The sequence below is a fragment of the Pseudomonas putida genome (genome assembly GCA_041879295.1).
Taxonomy (GTDB): domain Bacteria; phylum Pseudomonadota; class Gammaproteobacteria; order Pseudomonadales; family Pseudomonadaceae; genus Aquipseudomonas; species Aquipseudomonas putida_Y.
Genome location: CP047152.1, coordinates 553,308 through 574,630 on the forward strand (window position 1 = coordinate 553,308; position 21,323 = coordinate 574,630).

Annotated in this window: 16 protein-coding genes and 1 tRNA gene; 14 read left to right on the forward strand and 3 right to left on the reverse strand. The window is 61.8% G+C overall.

Annotated features, from left to right (window positions below):
* Positions 1-7: 7 nt before the first annotated feature.
* The 3 genes from rplQ to bfr all read left to right on the forward strand — a co-directional run bounded on the left by rplQ (position 8) and on the right by bfr (position 2,634).
* Complete coding sequence (rplQ, locus tag GST84_02545; GenBank protein XGB11299.1) at positions 8-394, forward strand: 50S ribosomal protein L17; 387 nt, start codon at positions 8-10, stop codon at positions 392-394.
* Between the two features lie 172 nt (positions 395-566).
* Positions 567-2,006, forward strand: a complete 1,440-nt coding sequence (locus GST84_02550; GenBank protein ID XGB11300.1) for a catalase — start codon at positions 567-569, stop codon at positions 2,004-2,006.
* Positions 2,007-2,169: 163 nt separating this feature from the next.
* Positions 2,170-2,634 (forward strand): bacterioferritin, encoded by a 465-nt coding sequence (bfr, locus tag GST84_02555; GenBank protein ID XGB11301.1) that lies wholly within the window; start codon positions 2,170-2,172, stop codon positions 2,632-2,634.
* Between the two features lie 72 nt (positions 2,635-2,706).
* Here the strand turns inward: bfr and uvrA are convergent, their stop codons facing one another.
* On the reverse strand, positions 2,707-5,592 hold the full coding sequence (gene uvrA / locus GST84_02560; GenBank protein ID XGB15696.1) for an excinuclease ABC subunit UvrA: 2,886 nt from the start codon (positions 5,590-5,592) through the stop codon (positions 2,707-2,709).
* Between the two features lie 78 nt (positions 5,593-5,670).
* On the opposite strand from uvrA, the gene GST84_02565 reads away from it, so the two are divergent.
* Together GST84_02565 and ssb are read left to right on the forward strand one after the other, a co-directional pair.
* Positions 5,671-7,065 (forward strand): MFS transporter, encoded by a 1,395-nt coding sequence (locus GST84_02565; GenBank protein ID XGB11302.1) that lies wholly within the window; start codon positions 5,671-5,673, stop codon positions 7,063-7,065.
* A 9-nt stretch (positions 7,066-7,074) separates the two neighbouring features.
* Positions 7,075-7,617: a single-stranded DNA-binding protein gene (ssb, locus tag GST84_02570; GenBank protein XGB11303.1), complete on the forward strand. Its 543-nt coding sequence runs from the start codon at positions 7,075-7,077 to the stop codon at positions 7,615-7,617.
* A gap of 90 nt (positions 7,618-7,707) precedes the next feature.
* Here the strand turns inward: ssb and GST84_02575 are convergent, their stop codons facing one another.
* Entirely contained in the window at positions 7,708-9,090 is a 1,383-nt protein-coding gene (locus GST84_02575; GenBank protein ID XGB11304.1) for an aminotransferase class I/II-fold pyridoxal phosphate-dependent enzyme, read from the reverse strand.
* 200 nt (positions 9,091-9,290) lie between these two features.
* Between GST84_02575 and GST84_02580 the strand changes: the two genes are divergently transcribed.
* The 9 genes from GST84_02580 to GST84_02620 all read left to right on the forward strand — a co-directional run bounded on the left by GST84_02580 (position 9,291) and on the right by GST84_02620 (position 20,196).
* Positions 9,291-10,076 carry a TSUP family transporter gene (locus GST84_02580; protein ID XGB11305.1) on the forward strand — a complete coding sequence of 262 codons (786 nt, stop codon included), beginning with the start codon at positions 9,291-9,293 and terminating at the stop codon, positions 10,074-10,076.
* A 21-nt stretch (positions 10,077-10,097) separates the two neighbouring features.
* Positions 10,098-10,859 (forward strand): SDR family NAD(P)-dependent oxidoreductase, encoded by a 762-nt coding sequence (locus tag GST84_02585; GenBank protein XGB11306.1) that lies wholly within the window; start codon positions 10,098-10,100, stop codon positions 10,857-10,859.
* A gap of 147 nt (positions 10,860-11,006) precedes the next feature.
* Positions 11,007-14,075 (forward strand): formate dehydrogenase-N subunit alpha, encoded by a 3,069-nt coding sequence (gene fdnG / locus GST84_02590; protein ID XGB11307.1) that lies wholly within the window; start codon positions 11,007-11,009, stop codon positions 14,073-14,075.
* On the forward strand, positions 14,075-15,025 hold the full coding sequence (gene fdxH, locus GST84_02595) for a formate dehydrogenase subunit beta (GenBank protein XGB11308.1): 951 nt from the start codon (positions 14,075-14,077) through the stop codon (positions 15,023-15,025). The genes fdnG and fdxH overlap by 1 nt, the downstream gene beginning before the upstream one ends.
* A complete protein-coding gene (locus tag GST84_02600; protein ID XGB11309.1) occupies positions 15,022-15,678 on the forward strand; it encodes a formate dehydrogenase subunit gamma in 657 nt (218 codons plus the stop codon). Before fdxH ends, GST84_02600 begins: the two co-directional genes overlap by 4 nt.
* 4 nt (positions 15,679-15,682) lie before the next feature.
* Positions 15,683-16,609 (forward strand): formate dehydrogenase accessory protein FdhE, encoded by a 927-nt coding sequence (fdhE, locus tag GST84_02605; protein ID XGB11310.1) that lies wholly within the window; start codon positions 15,683-15,685, stop codon positions 16,607-16,609.
* A gap of 138 nt (positions 16,610-16,747) precedes the next feature.
* Positions 16,748-18,175: an L-seryl-tRNA(Sec) selenium transferase gene (locus GST84_02610; protein XGB11311.1), complete on the forward strand. Its 1,428-nt coding sequence runs from the start codon at positions 16,748-16,750 to the stop codon at positions 18,173-18,175.
* The gene (gene selB / locus GST84_02615) at positions 18,172-20,094 is read left to right on the forward strand and encodes a selenocysteine-specific translation elongation factor (GenBank protein ID XGB11312.1); all 1,923 of its coding nucleotides are present in this window, start codon (positions 18,172-18,174) and stop codon (positions 20,092-20,094) included. Before GST84_02610 ends, selB begins: the two co-directional genes overlap by 4 nt.
* Before the next feature lie 6 nt (positions 20,095-20,100).
* Positions 20,101-20,196 (forward strand) — tRNA-Sec (locus tag GST84_02620).
* Between the two features lie 83 nt (positions 20,197-20,279).
* Here the strand turns inward: GST84_02620 and GST84_02625 are convergent.
* Entirely contained in the window at positions 20,280-21,269 is a 990-nt protein-coding gene (locus GST84_02625) for an asparaginase (GenBank protein ID XGB11313.1), read from the reverse strand.
* Positions 21,270-21,323 lie beyond the last annotated feature (54 nt).

Consider the following 21,323-nt stretch of genomic DNA (forward strand, 5'->3'; position numbering starts at 1 on the left):
ATGAATCATGCGTCATCGTAAAAGTGGACGTCACCTGAGCCGTACCAGCTCTCACCGCAAGGCTATGTTCCAGAACATGGCAGTGTCGCTGATCGAGCACGAGCTGATCAAAACCACCCTGCCGAAAGCCAAGGAACTGCGCCGCGTTGCCGAGCCGCTGATCACCCTGGCCAAGGAAGACAGCGTTGCTAACCGTCGTCTGGCCTTCGACCGTACCCGTTCGAAGTCCGCTGTTGGCAAACTGTTCAACGACCTGGGCAAGCGTTACGCCACCCGTCAGGGCGGCTACCTGCGCATCCTGAAGTGCGGTTTCCGCGCTGGCGACAACGCGCCTATGGCGTACGTCGAGCTGGTTGATCGTCCGGTCGGCGGTGCTGTAGAAGCTGCTGAGTAAGACGTTCTGTCTGCTACAAAGAACCGGGCCTAGTGCCCGGTTTTTTGTTTGTATACCTATTGTTTATTTCTATTGATGTAAGTCATGTAATAAATTTGTACCTGTAATCTCGCTCGGCAATACTCTTTTTACAGCCGATAAGCCGGCGCTTGAAGACCGATAAGGAGAGCCCATGAGCAAGATTCTCACCACCGCTAGCGGTGCACCTGTAGCCGACAACCAGAACTCCCGCTCCGCCGGCCCGCGCGGTCCGCTGCTGCTCGACGACTTCCACCTGATCGAGAAGCTCGCCCATTTCAACCGCGAGAACATTCCAGAGCGCCGTGTCCATGCCAAAGGCTCGGGTGCCTATGGCACCTTTACCGTTACTCACGATATTACCGGCTATACCAGCGCCAAACTGTTCGAAGAGATCGGTAAACAAACTGAGACTTTCTTACGTTTCTCCACCGTTGGTGGCGAGCGCGGTTCGGCTGATACCGAGCGTGACCCGCGCGGCTTCGCGGTGAAGTTCTACACCGAGGAAGGCAACTGGGACATTGTCGGTAACAACACGCCAGTATTCTTCATTCGCGACCCACTGAAGTTCCCGGACTTTATCCACACCCAGAAGCGCCACCCGCAGTCCAACCTGAAGAACGCCCAGATGATGTGGGATTTCTGGTCGCACTCCCCTGAAGCGCTGCATCAGGTCACCATCCTCTTTTCCGACCGTGGCATTCCGGACGGCTACCGCCATATGCATGGTTTTGGCAGCCACACCTACAGCCTGATCAATGCAAAGGGTGAGCGTACCTGGGTCAAGTGGCACTTCAAGACTCAACAAGGCATCAAGAACCTCACCCCGGCAGACGCTGCACGCCTGGCAGGTACCGACCCGGATTACGCTCAGCGAGATCTGTTTGAGGCTATCGAGCGTGGCGACTACCCGCGCTGGACGGTCTGCATTCAGGTGATGAGCGAAGCCGAGGCTGCCAGCCGTGACGAGAACCCATTCGACGTGACCAAGACGTGGTCGCAGAAGGACTATCCGCTCATCGAGGTGGGTGTGCTGGAACTCAATCGTAACCCGCTCAACTATTTCGCAGAGGTCGAGCAGGCCGCGTTCGGGCCGAGCAATATGGTGCCCGGCGTCGGTCTTTCGCCAGACCGGATGCTTCAAGGCCGCGTATTCGCCTACGCCGACGCGCACCGCTATCGCGTGGGTACCAATCACCAGCAATTGCCAGTCAATGCGCCACGCTGCCCGGTAAACAGCTATCAGCGCGACGGCTCCATGGCTACCGGCGGCTACGGTAGTGCACCGAACTATGAACCAAACAGCTACAGCGACGCCCCGAAACAGTCCCCACGCCATGCTGAGCCAGCATTGGCCATGAATGGTTCGGCTGATCGCTACGATCACCGCGAGGACACTGACTATTTCAGCCACGCCGGCGCTTTGTTCCGTTTGATGAGCGATGAGCAGAAGGCCCTGCTGATCAGCAACATCGCTGGCACCATGGCGGGCGTCAGCGAAGACGTGATCCAGCGTCAGTTGCAGTACTTCTTCAAGGCGGATCCGGCCTACGGCGAAGGGATTGCGAAGGCTTTGGGCATCAATTTCGCCTAAGTCGAAGTGATAAGTAGAACCGCCCTCATTTGGGCGGTTTTTCAATGAATATCACTACTGTTTAACCGTTTTTTTGCGTCTGATTGCGCGTTTTTCAGTGACCGTAGACAAAAGCTGGTTCACACTATGTGGCATAGACGTTTTCACATGGAGAATCAGGGCGATGCAAGGCCACCCGGACGTAATCAACTATCTCGTCACGCTGCTGAAGGGCGAACTGGCGGCACGCGACCAGTACTTCATTCATTCGCGCATGTACGAAGACTGGGGCCTGTCCAAGCTCTACGAGCGCATCAACCACGAGATGGAGGAAGAGACGCAGCACGCCGATGCCCTGATGCGTCGTATCCTCATGCTCGAAGGTACCCCTGACATGCGTGCGGATGACCTGGAGGTCGGCAGCACTGTGCCGGAAATGATCGAGGCAGACCTCAAGCTCGAATACAAGGTGCGCGGTGCGCTTTGCAAAGGTATCGAGCTGTGCGAACTGCACAAGGACTACGTCAGCCGTGACATCCTACGTGCTCAGCTGGCCGACACCGAAGAAGATCACACCTACTGGCTTGAGAAGCAGCAGGGCCTGATCAAGGCCATCGGGCTGGAAAACTACCTGCAGTCGCAGATGTAAGTTATCCACAGGCTCAAATAAAAGCCCCTGGCACCATAGGTACCAGGGGCTTTTTCATTGCGCTGGCAACACTCAGGCTCGATCCCGCTCCAGCAATGGTTTCAGGTAATGGCCGGTATATGACTGCTTCATCTCGCTCAGCTCTTCTGGCGTACCGCAGGCAATGATCTGGCCACCCTTGGAGCCACCTTCCGGCCCCAGGTCAACCAGCCAGTCGGCGGTCTTGATCACATCCAGGTTATGCTCGATCACCACCACGGTATTGCCGTGGTCGCGCAGGCGATGCAATACGTCGAGCAGTTGCTGGATATCGGCAAAGTGCAGGCCGGTGGTAGGTTCGTCGAGGATGTACAAAGTCTTGCCGGTATCGCGCTTGGACAGTTCGCGTGACAGCTTCACGCGCTGTGCCTCACCCCCTGACAGCGTGGTCGCTGACTGCCCCAGTTTGATGTAGGACAGGCCCACATCCATCAACGTTTGCAGCTTGCGCGCCAGCGCCGGCACCGCATCGAAGAACTCTCGGGCATCCTCGATGGTCATTTCCAGCACTTCGTGGATGTTCTTGCCCTTGTACTTGATCTCCAGGGTTTCGCGGTTGTAGCGCTTGCTCTTGCACACGTCACACGGCACGTAGATGTCCGGCAGAAAGTGCATTTCCACTTTGATCAGGCCATCGCCCTGGCAGGCCTCGCAACGGCCACCCTTGACGTTGAACGAGAAACGTCCCGGGCCATAACCACGCGAGCGTGACTCCGGTACACCAGAGAACAGCTCGCGGATCGGTGTGAAGATACCCGTGTAGGTCGCCGGGTTGGAGCGCGGGGTCCGGCCTATCGGGCTCTGGTCGATATCCACCACCTTGTCCAGGTGCTGCAGGCCATCCATGCTGTGGTGTGGTGCGGCTTCCAGGCTGCTTGCGCCATTTAGGGCGGTGGCGGCCAAGGGGTAAAGGGTGTTGTTGATCAGCGTCGACTTACCCGAGCCGGATACACCGGTCACGCAGGTCAGCAGGCCGATCGGCACTTCCAGGTCGACGTTCTGCAGGTTGTTGCCACGCGCGCCCTTGAGCTTGAGTTGCAGCTTCTTGTTGCGCGGCGTGCGCTTGGCCGGCACAACGATCTTCTTGCGCCCGGACAGGTACTTGCCAGTCAGCGAATCGGGGTGGTCCATGACCTCCTGGGGCGAGCCCTCGGCGACGATCTGTCCGCCATGCACACCAGCGCCAGGGCCGATGTCGACCACGTAGTCGGCCAGCCGGATGGCGTCCTCGTCGTGCTCCACCACGATCACCGTGTTGCCCAGGTCGCGCAAATGGTTGAGGGTGGCCAACAGACGGTCGTTGTCGCGTTGATGAAGGCCGATGGACGGTTCATCGAGGATGTACATCACCCCCACAAGACCGGCGCCGATCTGGCTGGCCAGGCGGATACGTTGCGCTTCACCGCCGGACAGGGTGTCGGCGCTACGATCCAGGGTCAGGTAGTCGAGGCCGACGTTGACCAGGAACTGAAGTCGTTCGCAGATTTCCTTGAGGATTTTTGCCGCGATTTCGCCACGCCGGCCGGTCAGGGTCAGTTCGCCAAAGTAGTTGCTGGCTTCACCGATCGGCATATTGGTTACCGCCGGCAGGGTCTTCTCGCCCACCCACACATGGCGCGCCTCGCGGCGCAGGCGCGTACCCCGGCAATCCGGGCACGGTTGTGTGCCAAGGAACTTGGCCAGTTCTTCACGCACCGTGGCCGATTCGGTTTCGCGGTAGCGGCGCTCAAGGTTCGGCACAATGCCTTCGAACGGGTGCGATCGCTTGACGATGTCGCCTCGGTCGTTGAGGTACTTGAAGTCGACACTCTGCTTGCCGCTGCCCTGCAGGATCACCTTCTGGTGTTCGGCCGACAGCTCGCCGAAAGGCTCCTCCAGGCTGAAGCCATAGTGCGCGGCTAACGAACCAAGCATCTGGAAGTAGTACACGTTACGGCGGTCCCAGCCGCGGATCGCGCCTTCGGCCAAGGTGAGCTCGGTGTTGACCAGGCGTTTGGTGTCGAAGAACTGTTTGACCCCCAGGCCGTCGCAGGTCGGGCAGGCGCCAGCCGGGTTGTTGAAGGAGAACAGCTTCGGTTCCAGCTCACTGATCGCGTGGCCGCACACTGGGCAGGCGAAGCGCGCGGAGAATATCGTCTCTTCGCCTTGTTCGCCGTCCATCGGTGCCACCAAGGCAATACCATCGGCCAGCTTCAGCGCGGTCTCGAACGATTCGGCCAGGCGCTGTTGCAGGTCGGCGCGCACTTTGAAACGGTCCACCACCACATCGATGCTGTGCTTCTTCTGCTTGTCCAGCTTGGGCAACTCATCGAGTTCGTAGAGTTTGCCGTTGACCCTGGCCCGCACGAAGCCCTGGGCGCGCAGCTCGTCAAACACTGCCAGATGCTCACCTTTGCGCTCGCGCACTACCGGCGCGAGCAGCATCAGTTTGCTGCCTTCCGGGTTTTCCAGCACCAGGTCGACCATTTGGCTGATCGTTTGCGCCTCCAGCGGAATATCGTGGTCCGGGCAGCGTGGCGTACCGACGCGGGCGTACAGCAGGCGCAGGTAGTCATAGATTTCGGTGATGGTGCCGACCGTGGAACGCGGGTTGTGCGAGGTCGATTTCTGCTCGATCGAAATCGCCGGCGACAGGCCTTCGATGGTGTCGACGTCGGGTTTTTCCATCATCGACAGGAACTGCCGGGCGTAGGCCGACAGCGACTCCACGTAGCGACGCTGGCCTTCGGCGTACAAGGTATCGAACGCCAGGGACGACTTGCCGGAACCGGACAGGCCGGTGATCACGATCAACTTGTCCCGGGGCAGGGTCAGGTCGATGTTCTTCAGGTTGTGGGTACGTGCCCCACGAATCAGGATCTTGTCCACTACGGCCTCGCTCGGCGGGCATAAACAAGGAAGTATACGGCGCCCTGCCAGTACGCGGCAAAGCGTCGCGTAGATGCCGTCAAGCTGTCGGACTGATAGAATCGCCGCCGGTTCACACGAGGTTAATCCATGCACGACACCCACAACGAGCGCATGAGTGGCGGCGAAACCCGCGCCGCTGGCGGCCTTGCCCTGGTCTTTGCCTTTCGTATGCTGGGCATGTTCATGGTCTTGCCGGTACTGGCCACCTACGGCATGGACCTGGCTGGCGCCACGCCTGCGCTGATCGGCCTGGCCATTGGGGCCTATGGCCTTACACAGGCGGTATTTCAGATTCCGTTCGGGATGATTTCCGACCGCATCGGTCGCCGGCCGGTGATTTATCTGGGGCTGGTGATCTTCGCCCTTGGCAGCGTGCTGGCGGCCCAGGCCGACTCTATCTGGGGCGTGATTGCCGGGCGCATCCTGCAGGGCGCCGGGGCAATTTCTGCTGCGGTCATGGCGCTGCTGTCCGACCTCACCCGCGAGCAACATCGGACCAAGGCCATGGCCATGATCGGCATGAGCATCGGCCTGTCGTTCGCTGTCGCCATGGTCGTTGGTCCACTGCTGACAAGTGCCTTTGGTTTGTCAGGTTTGTTCCTGGTCACGGCTGGGCTTGCCCTGGTAGGCATCCTGTTGATCGCGTTTGTCGTGCCCAACACCCACAGCATCCTGCAGCACCGCGAGTCGGGTGTGGCACGCCAGGCCATCGGCCCAACCCTGCGCCATCCGGACCTTCTGCGCCTGGACGTAAGCATTTTCATCCTGCACGCCATCCTCATGGCCAGCTTCGTTGCGCTGCCGCTGGCGTTCGTCGAGCGTGGCGGCCTGCCCAAGGAGCAGCACTGGTGGGTGTACCTGACCGCGCTGTTCATCTCATTTTTTGCAATGGTCCCGTTCATCATCTACGGCGAAAAAAAGCGCAAGATGAAACGTGTGTTGGCCGGCGCGGTCAGTGTCCTGCTGCTGACAGAGATATACTTCTGGGAGTGGGCTGACGGTTTGCGCGGACTGGTGATTGGCACCGTGGTATTCTTTACCGCATTCAACCTGCTGGAGGCTTCGCTGCCTTCTCTGGTGAGCAAGGTGTCGCCTGCCGGTGGCAAGGGGACGGCAATGGGGGTGTATTCCACCAGCCAGTTCCTCGGTGCAGCGTTAGGCGGGATTCTTGGTGGCTGGCTGTTCCAGCACGGTGGGCTGGACACGGTGTTCCTCGGTAGTGCGGCGCTGTGTGCTATCTGGCTGATCGTTGCCTTGCGCATGAACGAGCCGCCATATGTGACCAGCCTGCGCTTGCCCCTGACGCCTGAGGCGGTCCGGGAAGCCGGCCTGACCGAGCGCCTGATGGCCGTGCCGGGTGTGACCGACGCTGTGGTGGTTGCAGAAGAAGCCGCCATCTATATCAAACTGGATACGAAAATTTTGGACCGTGCGACCCTCGAGCGACTGGTGAATCCAGCCTCTTCGGCGTGCGAAGCCTAGGAGAACGTTATGGCCCGTGGGGTTAACAAAGTCATTCTGGTCGGTACCTGTGGCCAGGATCCCGAAGTCCGCTACCTGCCCAACGGTAACGCCGTGACCAACCTGAGCCTGGCCACCAGCGAGCAGTGGACTGACAAGCAGTCGGGCCAGAAGGTCGAGCGTACCGAGTGGCACCGTGTGTCGTTGTTCGGCAAGGTTGCCGAAATCGCTGGCGAATACCTGCGCAAGGGTTCGCAGTGCTACATCGAAGGCAAGCTGCAGACCCGCGAGTGGGAAAAAGACGGCATCAAGCGCTACACCACCGAGATCATTGTCGACATCAACGGCACCATGCAGCTGCTCGGCGGTCGTCCGCAGGGCCAGCAGCAGGGCGGTGACCCGTACAACCAGGGTGGCGGCAATTACGGTGGCGGCCAGCAGCAATACAACCAGGCACCGCCACGCCAGCAGGCCCAGCGCCCGCAACAGGCCCCCCAGCGCCCAGCGCCGCAACAGCCTGCGCCGCAGCCGGCTGCTGATTTCGACAGCTTCGATGACGATATTCCGTTCTGATCAGAGCGGTAAGGCGTTCAGCAGGACCAGAAACCCGGGGCAGTTGCCCTGGGTTTTTTTATGGGCAGCACCGCATATCTGGCATCGCGGTCAGTAGAACAATCGCGGCTCCGGCGAATCCAGCAGGCTTGCCAGCTTGGTCAGGGCAAAGGACAGTTCCTGGCGGCTGGGTGCCATCAGGGCGATGCGCACACCGCTGGTGGCGTGGCTGCGTTCTGGCAGGAACTGGCTGCCGCTGACCACCGTTACGCCATTGTCACGCGCAAGGTTGGCAAACTCGTCGCTGGTCCACGGTTCTGGCAGCTCCAGCCAGATATGGAAGCTGTGAGGCTGAGTGCGGACCTTGTATCGGCCAAGAATCTCCCGGGCCAGGTGCTGGCGTGCTGCCGCCTCATCTTGTTGCATACGCACCAACTGGTCGGCCTTGCCGCTGTTGATCAGGTTGCTGGCCAGTTGCGCCATCAGTGGCGATGGCATCCACACGCTGCTGCGTACCATCGATGATAACCGTGACAGGGTTTGCGGCGGGGCGTACAGGTAGCCGATGCGCAGTGCCGGCAGCACGCTTTTGGACAGGCTGGTGAGGTACACCGAGCGTTCAGGCGCATACGCTGCAAGCGGCTTGTAGTCCGGGTTGGGCTCAAGAAAACCGTAGATATCGTCATCCACGATGTACAGGTCGAACTCCCGGGCGATCTCGGCGATGGCCTGGCGCCTTGCAGGGGGCATGATCGAGTTGGTCGGGTTCTGGTGCGTGGTGACGCACACCAGCAGGGAAGGGCGGTGTTCCAGGCAGGCCGCGCGCAATGCCTCCGGGATGATCCCGTGTTCGTCCATGGCTACGCCGCGCAGGCGCCGGCCCATGCTGTGGGCCAGGGATATGATGCCGGGGTAGCAAAGCGACTCGCACAGCACCACATCGTCACTCTTCGACAGGCTGCTGATGGTCACCAGCAGCCCATGCTGGGCGCCAGCGGTCAGTACTACCTGCTGCCAACGCGCATCAGGCAGCCAGCGCTGTATCCAGGTCGCACCGGCTTGTTTGTGGGACGTGTGGCCACCCTCTGTCACATAGTCGAGTACCTGCCCCAAGTCCGAGGAGGCGGCCATTTCGCTGATAGCCGCGCCTAGCCATTCGCTCATGTGAGCGTCGTTGGGCTTGATGATCGAGAGATCGATCTGGCTGCTTTCGCCGGCCACGGGCGCGGGCACCGACGGGGGGGTTAATGGCTGTCGCAATTGCCTGACAAACGTGCCTCGGCCTACCTCGCCCGCCACCAAACCACGCTTGGCTGCTTCGTCGTAGGCCCTGCCAACAGTGCCGGGGGTTACATTCAGCGCCTCGGCGAGGTCCTTGAGTGTGGGTAAGCGATCGCCTTCTGCAAGCCGACCACCTTCGATGTCCTGTTCAAGGGCATCAGCGATCATCAGGTAAACCGGCTGTGTTTGATGGCTGAATTGAGGGACCCACATGGAAATGGCACCAGACGCTGCAAGAGCGCGAAAGCCTAGCATGAAAGCTCGGATGCAGGTAATGATGGTAATTGGTTTGATTGAGTTGATTTTATTTTAGATTGAATCGATTCAATTTTTGAAATTACAATCATCGCCCGATCAGGCCAGCCGCACTCGCGCTGTGCCTGGCTTAAACGCTCCACTGGATGGACATTGCTATGGAAATTCTGGGTTCTTACTGGGCGGAGCACTGGTTGCTGGCCATCCTCATGCTTGGCGCGATCGCCTTCGTTGCGGGTTTCGTCGACAGCATTGCCGGTGGTGGTGGCTTGTTTCTGGTACCGGGCTTTCTGCTGGTTGGCATGCCGCCGCAGGTGGCACTGGGCCAGGAAAAACTGGTCAGTACCCTTGGCACACTGGCGGCTATCCGAAACTTCCTGGCCAACAGCAAGATGGTCTGGCAGGTAGCGTTGGTCGGAGTGCCGTTTTCGCTGCTAGGCGCCTACCTGGGGGCTCACCTGATCGTGTCGATCTCGCAGGAAACTGTGGGCAAGATCATCCTGGCACTGATCCCGCTCGGTATTCTCATTTTCCTTACCCCCAAGGACCGCCCGGTCGAGGAGCGCGAACTGTCATCGCGCATGCTGTTCACCGTGGTCCCGCTGACCTGCTTGGCCATTGGCTTCTATGACGGCTTCTTCGGCCCCGGTACCGGCAGCATGTTCATCATCGCTTTCCATTACCTGTTGCGCATGGACCTGGTCTCCAGTTCGGCCAACTCCAAAACCTTCAACTTCGCTTCCAACATCGGTGCGTTGGTCGCCTTCGTCAGCGCAGGCAAGGTCGTCTACCTGCTGGCATTGCCACTTGTGGCCTGCAACATCCTCGGTAACCACCTGGGCAGTTCCCTGGCCTTGCGTAAAGGCAACGAAGTGGTGCGCAAGGTGTTGGTGTTCTCGATGCTCTGCCTGTTCACCAGCCTGGGCGTGAAGTACCTGACTTGATCCATTGATAGGAGATAACGAATGAAAACCGCATTTGTAACCGGTGCTTCCTCAGGCTTTGGCCGCGCCATCTGCTGCACCCTGATCGGCAAAGGCTACCGCGTGGTCGGTGGTGCCAGGCGCATGGACAAACTGAAAGCACTGGAGGCTGAACTGGGCGCCAATTTCATTCCGATGGCGCTGGATGTCACTGATTCAGTATCGCTCGAGAAGGCGGTCGAGCAGATGCGTGAGGCGTCGCTGCAGATCGATCTGCTGGTCAACAACGCGGGGCTGGCGCTGGGCGTGGACCGTGCCCAAGCCAGCAGTGCCGCAAACTGGCAGCAGATGATCGACACCAACATCACCGGCCTGGCCATGGTCACCCACAAGATTCTGCCGCAGATGGTGGAAGCCGATAGCGGCATGATCATCAACATCGGCTCGATCGCCGGTACTTACCCCTACCCGGGCGGTAACGTGTATGGCGCCAGCAAGGCGTTCGTCCGCCAGTTCAGCCTCAACCTGCGTGCCGACCTGGCTGGCACCCGCGTGCGGGTAAGCAACATCGAGCCGGGGCTGTGCTCAGGCACTGACTTCTCGATGGTGCGCCTGAATGGCGACGTGGATGCCGTGCAGGCCCTGTATCGGGATGTAGAGGCCCTCCTGCCGGAGGACATTGCAGCAACGGTAGCCTGGGTTGCCGAGCAGCCGGCGCATGTAAACATCAACACCATCGAGATCATGCCTGTGGCGCAGAGCAGTGCGGCGCTGAATGTGGTGCGCAACCTGCCACGTACCTGATTGGTGCTGTACCGCTGACTCAGGTCATCGCACCTTCTGGATTCTTGACTAGTCTTATCCTTTGGCGGCTATCAATTGGCCGCCACCGTGACTACCAAGAGGCGCCGGCAATGTTCCGTGCGTCCACCACCTGATCAGGAGTGCACGATGGACCTGAACCGTCGGCAGTTCTTCAAGGTCGCCGCCGTCGGCCTTGGAGGCTCGAGCCTTGCAGCGTTGGGCATGGCCCCGACGCCGGCATTCGCCGAGCAGGTGCGTCACTTCAAGCTGGCGCATACCAAAGAAACCCGTAACACCTGCCCCTACTGTTCGGTCGGCTGCGGCCTGATCATGTACAGCCAGGGTGATGCGGGAAAAAACGTCAAACAGAACATCATTCATATCGAAGGGGACGCCGACCACCCGGTCAACCGGGGCACCCTCTGCCCGAAAGGCGCCGGCCTGCTGGACTTTATCCACAGCTCGAGCCGCCTGCAGTACCCCGAGGTTCGCAAGCCGGGCAGCAAAGAATGGGTGCGGGTCAGCTGGGACGAGGCGCTCGACCGCGTCGCCGACCTGATGAAGCAGGACCGCGATGCCAACTTCATCGAAAAGAACGCCCAAGGACAAACAGTCAACCGCTGGCTCTCCACCGGTTTTCTTGCCGCTTCCGCCGCTTCCAGCGAGGCTGGCTACCTGACCCACAAGGTCATCCGCGCAACAGGCATGCTGGGGTTCGATAACCAGGCACGTGTCTGACATGGCCCGACGGTGGCAAGTCTTGCCCCGACGTACGGCCGTGGCGCCATGACCAACCACTGGTCCGATATCGCCAACGCGAATCTGGTCCTGGTGATGGGTGGCAACGCAGCAGAAGCGCACCCGTGCGGCTTCAAGTGGGTGACCGAGGCCAAGGCGCACAACAAGGCGCGGCTGATTGTGGTCGACCCGCGGTTTACCCGTACCGCTTCGGTGGCGGATTACTATGCACCGATCCGTACTGGTACCGACATCGCCTTCATGGGCGGGCTGATCAACTATCTGCTTAGCACAGACAAGATCCAGCACGAGTACGTGCGCAACTACACTGACGTGTCGTTCATCGTCAAAGAGAACTACGGCTTCGAGGACGGGTTGTTCAGCGGCTACGACGAGGCCAAGCGTGTGTACGCCGACAAGTCCGGCTGGGGTTACGAGCTGGGCGAGGACGGCTATGCCAAGGTCGACCCGACACTGCAGCACCCTCGCTGCGTGTTCCAGCTGATGAAACAGCATTACAGCCGCTATACCCCGGAACTGGCGAGCATGACCTGTGGCATGCCACAGGACGCCATGATGAAGGTCTGGGAAGAGATCGCCTCCTGCTCGGTACCGGGCAAGACCATGACGATCCTCTATGCGCTCGGCTGGACGCAGCATTCGATCGGCGCGCAGATCATTCGTAGCGCGGCCATGGTTCAGTTGCTGCTGGGCAACGTCGGCATGCCGGGTGGAGGGGTCAACGCGTTGCGTGGACACTCCAACATCCAGGGCCTGACCGACCTCGGCCTGTTGTCCAACTTGCTGCCGGGTTACCTGACCTTGCCCGGTGATGCCGAGCAGGATTACGCCGCCTACATCGACAAACGCGCCTCCAAGCCACTGCGCCCGGGCCAGCTGTCGTACTGGCAGAACTACGGCAAGTTCCACGTCAGCCTGATGAAAGCCTGGTACGGGGCCAACGCCACGGTAGAAAACAACTGGGGCTACGAGTGGCTACCCAAGCTCGACGTGCCGGGCTACGACGTGCTGCGCATGTTCGAGATGATGGACCAGGGCAAGGTCAACGGCTATATGTGCCAAGGTTTCAATCCGATTGCAGCGCTGCCGGACAAGAACCGTGTCACTGCGGCGCTGAGTAAGCTCAAGTGGCTGGTGGTCATGGACCCGCTAGCTACCGAGACATCGGAGTTCTGGCGCAATGCCGGGCCGTTCAACGACGTCGACACGGCCAATATCCAGACCGAAGTGATCCGCTTGCCCACTACCTGCTTCGCCGAGGAAGACGGGTCGCTGGTCAACAGCAGCCGTTGGCTGCAATGGCACTGGAAGGGCGCAGACGGCCCGGGCGAGACCCGTACCGACGTGCACATCATGAGCGAGTTGTTCCTGCGCCTGCGCCAACGCTACCAGGCCGAGGGCGGCACCTATCCCGACCCGATAATGAACATCAGCTGGCCGTACAAGATACCTGAGGAGCCATCCCCGGAGGAGTTGGCCAAGGAGATGAACGGCTGGGCGGTGGCCGATGTCACCGACCCGACTGGCGCGGTGATCAAGGCGGGCCAGCAACTGGCGGGCTTCGGCCAGCTCAAGGACGATGGCAGCACCGCGTCTGGCTGCTGGATCTTCGCCGGCTGCTGGACCGAACAGGGCAACCAGATGGCTCGCCGCGACAACAGCGACCCGTATGGCATGCACCAGGTACAGAACTGGGCCTGGGCCTGGCCGGCCAACCGCCGCATCCTCTACAACCGTGCGTCCAGCGACCCGCAAGGCAAGCCTTGGGACCCGGAGAAAAAGCGCCTGGTGTGGTGGAGCGGCAAGGCCTGGACCGGCACCGACGTACCGGACTTCAAGGTCGACTCGCCGCCCGAGGCTGGGATGAATCCGTTCATCATGAACCCTGAAGGCGTGGCGCGTTTCTTTGCCATCGACAAGATGGCCGAAGGCCCGTTCCCCGAGCACTATGAGCCATTCGAAACACCGATCGGCATCAACCCGCTGCACCCGCAGAACAAGAAGGCCACCAGCAACCCGGCCGGGCGCATCTTCGATTCCGTGTGGGACACCCTCGGCACGCACGACGAGTTCCCCTATGCGGCGACCACCTACCGGCTGACCGAGCACTTCCACTTCTGGAGCAAGCATTGCCGGCTCAACGCCATTGCCCAGCCCGAGCAGTTCGTCGAGATCGGCGAGGTGCTGGCCAACGAGAAAGGCATCAAGGCCGGCGACCGGGTACGGGTGTCGAGCAAGCGTGGGCATATCGATGCGGTGGCGGTGGTGACCAAGCGGATTCGCCCGCTGCAGGTCAACAATCAGACCGTGCACCAGATCGGCATCCCGCTGCACTGGGGCTTCACCGGCGTTACCCGGCATGGCTACCTGACCAATACCTTGGTGCCGTTCCTCGGTGATGGCAACACGCAGACGCCAGAGTCCAAGTCGTTCCTCGTCAAAGTGGAGAAACTCTGATGGCCAGCCAAGACATCATCGCCCGCTCGGCCACCACTACCGTTCCGCCCTCGGTGCGTCAGCAGCAGGAAGTCGCCAAGCTGATTGACACTACCAAGTGCATCGGTTGCAAGGCCTGCCAGGTGGCGTGCTCGGAGTGGAATGAACTGCGTGACGAGGTTGGCCACAACCACGGCACCTACGACAACCCCCAGGACCTCACGGCCGAGACCTGGACCCTGATGCGCTTTACCGAGCATGAGCGCGACGACGGCAACCTGGAGTGGCTGATCCGCAAGGATGGCTGCATGCACTGTGCCGACCCAGGTTGCCTGAAGGCCTGCCCAAGCCCTGGTGCGATCATCAAACACGCCAACGGTATCGTCGACTTCAACCAGGACCACTGCATCGGCTGCGGCTACTGCATCACCGGCTGTCCGTTCAACATCCCGCGCATCTCGCAGAAAGACCACAAGGCGTACAAGTGCACCCTGTGTTCCGATCGCGTGAGCGTGGGGCTGGAGCCGGCGTGCGTGAAAACCTGCCCGACCGGTGCGATCGTGTTCGGCAGCAAGGACGAGATGAAAGTGCATGCGGCCGAGCGCATCGTCGATCTGAAATCGCGGGGCTACGACAACGCCGGGTTGTACGACCCGGACGGCGTCGGTGGCACCCACGTGATGTACGTGCTGCACCATGCCGACACGCCGAAGCTGTATGCCGGCCTGCCGGACCAGCCAGTGATCAGCCCGTTGGTGGGGTTGTGGAAGGGCTTCACCAAGCCGCTGGCGCTGTTGGCCATGGGCGCGGCGGTGCTGGCGGGGTTCTTCCACTATGTGCGGATCGGCCCTCAGCGTGTCGAGGAGGATGAGCACCCGACACCGCCGGACGAAAGCGTGCATCAAGTGGACCCGTCGGTCCATGTCTATGATCCGAAGCAGCCCGGTGGGCAAGGGGAGCAGCGGCCATGAACGACAACAAACCCATACTGCGCTACAACGCCAACGAGCGTAGCAACCACTGGGTGGTGGCGATCCTGTTCATCCTGGCTGGGCTGTCGGGGCTTGCGCTGTTCCATCCGGCGCTATTCTGGCTCAGCAACCTGTTCGGCGGCGGGCCGTGGACGCGCATTCTGCATCCCTTCCTCGGGGTAGCGATGTTCGTGTTCTTCCTCGGCCTGGTATTGCGCTTCTGGCGGGCCAACTTCATCACCGCCAACGACCGCCTGTGGCTGCGCCGGGTGGACCGGGTAATGCGCAACGAGGAGGAGGGTGTGCCGCCGGTCGGCAAGTACAATGCCGGGCAGAAGCTGCTGTTCTGGACCCTGCTGGTGTGCATGCTGGTGCTGCTGGTCAGTGGCGTGGTGATCTGGCGGGCATACTTCAGCCATTGGTTTGGCATCGATGCCATTCGCTTGTCTGCGCTGCTGCATGCGCTGGCGGCCTTCGTGCTGATTCTCAGCATCATCGTGCACATCTACGCCGGCATCTGGATCAAGGGCTCGATCAGCGCCATGCTGCATGGCTGGGTCAGCCGCGCCTGGGCACGCAAGCATCATGAGTTGTGGTACCGCGAAGTGACCGGCGACAAGACGCCGGGTGATCACGGACGAAAAGAAGGATGAGCGCTTGAGCAGCATACTCGAACCCGGGCAGATCGAAGCGTCGGCTGTCACGCCGCCATTTCTGCACCTGCCTGCCGCCAACCTGTTTGAACTGCGCGCCGCGCGCCTGGAGCATCTGGCTGAAGGCAACGCGCTTGGCGACTACCTGACGCTGATCGCGCGGTTATGCCGCATCCAGCAGCAGCTTGTGGATAACCCGCCCGGCGGTCTGCCGGTGGCCGAGGAACGTCAGCGCCTGTGCATGGATCATGGTTTGCCGCCGCTGGCGGCTGACAGTCTGGTGCGTGAAGGGCCGTGGCTGGTCTGGTTGCAGGCACTGCTTGAGCACCTCAACAGCGAAAGCAGTGGCCCGCTGGGTGAGGCGCTGCAGCTGCTGCGAGGCAGTGATGACCATCAGCGCAAGGGCTGGGGCATTGCTTTGCTGGCAGGCCAGTACGATGGTGTGCCCGCAGCACTGGTGCCCTTCCTCGGGGCCGCGTTGCAGGCAGCCTGGTCCAGCTGGTTGCTGGCGCTGCCCGCACACCAGCTCAAGCCAGCCGGCAGCCTGGCCCAATGCCCGGCTTGCGGTTCGCCGGCGATGGCCGGGGTGGTGCGCAACCGTGGAAAGCACAACGGCTTGCGTTACCTGGCCTGTTCGTTGTGTGCCTGCGAGTGGCATGTTGTGCGAGTCAAGTGCGTGTACTGCGAGTCGAGCAAGGATTTGCGTTACACCAGCCTTGAGGATGACCGCCATGCACCAGGCAAAGCGCCGCTGCGCGCCGAGTGCTGCCCTGGTTGCGACAGCTACCTGAAGCAGAACTACCTGGAGAACGATGCGGCGGCCGAGCCGCTGGCTGACGACCTGGCCAGCCTGGCCTTGGATATACGCCTGGACGGGGAGGGTTTCCATCGCCTGGCGCCCAACCTGATGCTCGCCCCGGGTAGCGGTTGAGGGTCTACACTGAAACACCGACTTGCCTTCGTACCTACAGGTAATTGCGCCAACCTTCAGGATGACGCTGTACTTGTAGGAGCGGGTTCACCGCGAATGGGCCAGCACAGACAACGGATCAGTCCAAGGTAGTACCGCATGTCCAACAGCCTAGCCAGCGACACCCCACGCCTGCCGTCCATCGATAACCTCCTGCGCCACCCGGCTTGTCTCCCGCTGATCGACCGCCACGGTCGCGACGCCGTGCTGACTACCCTGCGCCAGTTGCTCGACGACCTGCGCCAGCCCGCCCGTAATGGCGAACTCGGCAGCGCCGAACTGGCCCCGGAAATCCTCCTTGGCCGCAGCGCAGAACGCCTCGCCTTCCAGCAACGCAGTCAGGTCCGCCGCGTGTTCAATCTCACCGGGACCGTGCTGCATACCAACCTGGGCCGTGCCTTGCTACCGGAAGAAGCCATCGAGGCCATGCAGACCGCCGCTCGTTATCCGCTCAACCTGGAATTCGACCTGGCCACCGGCAAACGTGGCGACCGTGATGACCTGATCGAGGGCTTGATCCGCGAGCTGACCGGCGCCGAAGCCGTCACCGTGGTCAACAACAATGCCGCCGCCGTGCTGCTAGCGCTCAACAGCCTGGGCGCACGCAAGGAAGGCATCATCTCTCGCGGCGAGCTGATCGAGATCGGTGGTGCCTTCCGGATTCCCGACATCATGGCCCGTGCCGGCGTCAAGCTGCACGAGGTCGGCACCACCAACCGTACTCACGCCCGCGACTACGAGGCCGCCATCGGCCCGCGCACTGGCCTGCTGATGCGGGTGCATTGCAGCAACTACAGCATCCAGGGCTTCACCACCCAGGTGCCTACTGCCGAGCTGGCACGTATCGCCCACCAACATGAATTGCCGCTGCTTGAAGACCTGGGCAGCGGCAGCCTGCTCGACCTTACCCGCTGGGGCCTGCCCGCCGAACCCACGGTACGCCAGGCCCTGGCCGATGGTGCCGATATCGTCACCTTCAGTGGCGACAAACTGCTGGGTGGTCCGCAAGCCGGGATCATCGTCGGCCGCAAGGACTTGATCACCAGGATCAAGAAAAATCCGCTCAAGCGTGCGTTGCGCGTCGACAAGATCACCCTTGCTGCACTCGAAGCGGTGCTGGCGCTGTACCGCAACCCCGATCGCCTGGCCGAGCGGCTGCCCAGCCTGCGCCTGCTGACTCGCAACCAGGCCGAGATCCAGGCCCAGGCCGAGCGCCTGGCGCCTGAACTCAAGGCGCGCCTCGGTGAGCAATGGGCCATCAGTGTAGAGCCTGCGTTGGGCATGATCGGCAGTGGCAGCCAGCCGGTTGCGCGCTTGCCCAGTGCGGCGCTGTGCCTGCGCCCGCAAGTGTCGAAGAAGCTGCGTGGACGCAGCCTGCATGTACTGGAACGAGCCCTGCGCGACCTGCCGGTGCCGGTGCTGGGCCGCATTGACGACGATGCCCTGTGGCTGGACCTGCGCCAACTGGATGACGAAGCCCAGTGGTTGGCCCAGTTGCCAGCCCTGCAACTGGGGCCAGTGCAGTGATCGTTGGAACTGCAGGCCACATCGACCACGGCAAGACCGCACTGCTACAGGCGCTAACCGGCCAAGCCGGCGACCAGCGGCAGGAGGAGCGTTCCCGTGGCATGACCATCGACCTTGGTTACCGCTATGCGGCGCTGAGCGAAGGCGCGCCGCTGACCGGCTTCATCGATGTGCCGGGCCACGAGCGTTTTATCCACAACATGCTGGCCGGCGCCCATGGCATCGACCTGGTGCTGTTGGTAGTGGCTGCCGACGACGGGGTCATGCCGCAGACCCGTGAGCACCTGGCGATCATCGAGCTGCTGGGCATTCCCCAGGCCTTGGTGGCGATCAGCAAATGCGACCGGGTCGAGCCGTCGCGCCTGGCCGAGGTGCAGATGCAAGTCAGTGAACTGCTGGCGCCTGGGGCGTATGCCGGTGCGCGGCAGTTTCCGCTGTCGAGCATCAGCGGGGAGGGCGTGGAAGCGTTGCGCCAGGCCCTGCTGGAGGCCGAAGCAGGTACGCGGCAACGCAGTGTGCACGGTGGTTTTCGCCTGGCCGTCGACCGTGCCTTTGCGGTTACCGGCGCGGGTGTGGTGGTCACCGGCACGGCACTGGCCGGGCGGGTCAGTGCAGGTGATACGTTGCTGCTGGGCAAGGCCGGCAAGGTGGTGCGCGTGCGTGGCCTGCATGCGCAGAACCAGGCCGCGTTGGTGGCAGAAGCAGGCCAACGGGTGGCGCTGAACATCGCTGCCGAACGCCTGGCTGTGGAGCAGGTGCGCCGGGGCGACTGGCTGGTGCCCGAATGGTTGCATGCGCCCAGTGTTCGGGTGGATATCGAGTTGCACCTGTTACCTGACGAGACGCGTACTTTCGAACATTTCAGCGCCGTGCATGTGCACCTCGGCACCCAGGATGTCACGGCCCGGGTTGCCTTGCTCGAAGGCGAAAGCCTGGCTGCCGGCCAACGCATGTTTGCCCAGTTGCTGCTCAACGCGCCGTTGCAGGCTGTGCACGGAGACCGCCTGGTGCTGCGCGATCAGCGCGCTCAGCGCACATTGGGCGGCGGCAAGGTGCTCGACCCGTTCGCACCAAGCCGCCAACGCCGCAGCGATGCCCGTCTGCAGCAGTTGCAGGTACTGCGCGATGCAGCGGATCTGGAGCAGGCGCTGCCAGCACTGCTCGCCAGTGCACCGGGCGGTATTAGTCCGCAGCGACTCGAGCGGCAGTTCAACCGCCTGCGGGAAACCTGGCAGTTACCGGACGATGTGCGGGTGGTGGCCACCCGGCAGGGCCAACTGTTGTTCGCCAATGCCCAATGGCTGGCGCTCAAGCAGCAGGTTCTGGAACAGTTGGCGCGCTTTCACGAGCAAGAGCCCGACCAGCTCGGCCCTGACCGGGATCGCTTGCGGCGCTTTGTAGCCTTGCCCCTGGAGCGGCCGGCATTCGTCAGCCTGCTGGATGAGCTGCTCGACGACAGCGCCATCGCCAGCAGCGGGCCATGGCTGCATCTGCCCGATCACAAGGTGCAGTTGAGCGAAGCCGACAGTGCATTGTGGGCGCGTCTGCAGCCGAAGCTGATCGCAGGGCAATATGACCCACCCTGGGTCAGGACACTGGCGAGTGAGGAGAACCGTGCCGAAGCCGATGTGCGCCTGTTACTGCGCAAGTTGGCGCGGCTGGGCCTGGTGCATCAGGTAGTGCGCGACCTGTTCTACCCTGAGGCGACGCTACAGCGCATGGCAGCGTTGATGTTGGAGCAGGCCAGCGAAACGACGATAGTGCAGGTTTCCGCGTTTCGCGATATGTTGGGCATCGGTCGCAAGCGCAGTGTGCAGATTCTGGAATACTTCGACCGCATCGGCCTGACCCGGAGGGTGGCCGACCAGCGTCACATCCGCGCCGACAGCGCCCTGGCCCAACAGCAGGCCAGGCACTGAGTTCAAGGAAGGCAATCGCGCCCGGTGGCGCGGCCGGGCTTCAAACCCGGTTGGGGACGGCAGCCGTTCCCGGGCAGGTTCGACTCCCGCTGCCTTCCGCCATTTTTCACGCTTTAGGGCCTCTTCGCGGGCGAACCCGCTCCTACACAGGAAACCCTATCGTCGTAGGCCCTCAAGGGCGCTGATCAAGCCCGCTCCCCACACAGATCCAGGGCAAACCAGCGCTCTGCTGCGTCGGCATCCAACCCAGCGCCCAGCAGTGCCACCATCTTGCCCAGTGCCGCTTCACGGGTCATGCCACCGCCACTGACCAGCCCGGCCCCGCGCAAGCGGTTGCCCGCTGCATAGGTGTCGAACACCACTGAGCCTTCCGGGCACTGGCTGATAGCCGCCAGCATCACGCCGCGCTGGCGCGCTGCGCTCAGCACATTCAGCAGCGCCTGGTCATCCGACGGCCCGGTACCGCTGCCGTAGCACTCCAGCAGCAAACCCTGCACACCACTGTCGATCAAAGCCTGCAAATGCCCGGCCTGCAGCCCCGGGAAAACCGGCACGACCGCCAGGTTGACCGGTTTGCGCGGCTGCTTGTAGCCCAGCTCGGCAGGGATCGTATCGGCCCGCTCAGCGTCACGATGGCGCGGCAGCGCAGCAAAGGCATCGAACGCTTCGCTGCGCAGCTTCGACGCCCGACAGCCATGCAGCAGTTGACCGTGGAAGTACAGCTGCACGCCCTCTTCCAGGCCTTGTTCGAACTGGCGCAATGCGCCGCACAGGTTGTCCCAGGCATCGCTGTCCGGGGCACCTGCCGGCAACATCGAGCCGGTCAGCAACACCGGTACGGGCAAGCCAAGCAACAGGAACGACAACGCTGCAGCGCTGTAGGCCATGCTGTCGGTACCGTGCAGCACCAGCACGCCATCGTGGCCCGCTACATCCACCGCCTCGACGATGGCATCGCGCATCGCCAGCCAGTTGTGCTGTTGCATGTTGGCGCTGTCGAGCAACGGGTCCAGCTCTTGCAGCGTCCATTGCACCCGCGGTGCATTGGCCATCAGGGCAAAGTGTTCACGCATCCGCGCTTCAAAACCACCGCCCGGTGCCAGGCCTTCGGGGGTTTCGAGCATGCCGATGGTGCCACCGGTATAGAGAACGAGAAGATTCTTTACTGCGCGCATGGAAAGCATCCGTAGCGGTGAGCGGAGAAAGAAAAGCCGCCCGCGGAAGGGGCG

Bases quoted from the DNA above. Each gene is read 5' to 3' on its own strand.
- rplQ (XGB11299.1), top strand. From the start codon at position 8: ATGCGTCATCGTAAAAGTGGACGTCACCTGAGCCGTACCAGCTCTCAC.
- GST84_02550 (XGB11300.1), top strand. From the start codon at position 567: ATGAGCAAGATTCTCACCACCGCTAGCGGTGCACCTGTAGCCGACAAC.
- bfr (XGB11301.1), top strand. From the start codon at position 2,170: ATGCAAGGCCACCCGGACGTAATCAACTATCTCGTCACGCTGCTGAAG.
- GST84_02565 (XGB11302.1), top strand. From the start codon at position 5,671: ATGCACGACACCCACAACGAGCGCATGAGTGGCGGCGAAACCCGCGCC.
- ssb (XGB11303.1), top strand. From the start codon at position 7,075: ATGGCCCGTGGGGTTAACAAAGTCATTCTGGTCGGTACCTGTGGCCAG.
- GST84_02575 (XGB11304.1), bottom strand. From the start codon at position 9,090: ATGTGGGTCCCTCAATTCAGCCATCAAACACAGCCGGTTTACCTGATG.
- GST84_02580 (XGB11305.1), top strand. From the start codon at position 9,291: ATGGAAATTCTGGGTTCTTACTGGGCGGAGCACTGGTTGCTGGCCATC.
- GST84_02585 (XGB11306.1), top strand. From the start codon at position 10,098: ATGAAAACCGCATTTGTAACCGGTGCTTCCTCAGGCTTTGGCCGCGCC.
- fdxH (XGB11308.1), top strand. From the start codon at position 14,075: ATGGCCAGCCAAGACATCATCGCCCGCTCGGCCACCACTACCGTTCCG.
- GST84_02600 (XGB11309.1), top strand. From the start codon at position 15,022: ATGAACGACAACAAACCCATACTGCGCTACAACGCCAACGAGCGTAGC.
- GST84_02610 (XGB11311.1), top strand. From the start codon at position 16,748: ATGTCCAACAGCCTAGCCAGCGACACCCCACGCCTGCCGTCCATCGAT.
- GST84_02625 (XGB11313.1), bottom strand. From the start codon at position 21,269: ATGCGCGCAGTAAAGAATCTTCTCGTTCTCTATACCGGTGGCACCATC.